Source organism: Vibrio sp. 10N.222.49.C9 (genome assembly GCF_041474985.1).
GTDB lineage: Bacteria > Pseudomonadota > Gammaproteobacteria > Enterobacterales > Vibrionaceae > Vibrio > Vibrio crassostreae_C.
The window spans coordinates 1-317 of the sequence record NZ_JBFRVD010001261.1; the positions used below are offsets into that span (position 1 = coordinate 1).

Consider the following 317-nt stretch of genomic DNA (forward strand, 5'->3'; position numbering starts at 1 on the left):
GCTGTGAGCACTGTAATCATAAGGGCTACAAAGGCCGAACAGGTATCCATGAGCTGCTAGTTGTGGATGAAAAAGTACAAGAGCTGATCCATGGCGAGCAAAGCGAACAAGAGATAGAACTGGCTATTCGTGCGTCTACCCCAAGTATCCGTCAAGATGGTCTGGATAAGGTGAGAGCCGGCAAGACCACCCTTGAAGAAGTAATGCGAGTGACTAGGGAAGAGTAATGGCGGCATTTGAATACAAGGCACTGGATGTCAAAGGACGCCAGAAAAAAGGTGTTATCGAAGGTGATAATGCCCGTCAGGTAAGACACC

At 48.3% G+C, this 317-nt stretch carries 1 pseudogene; it reads left to right on the plus strand.

Annotated features, from left to right (window positions below):
- Positions 1–227, plus strand: a pseudogene (locus tag AB4585_RS27825) (type II secretion system protein GspE); the annotation flags it as partial.
- Between the last annotated feature and the right edge of the window lie 90 nt (positions 228–317).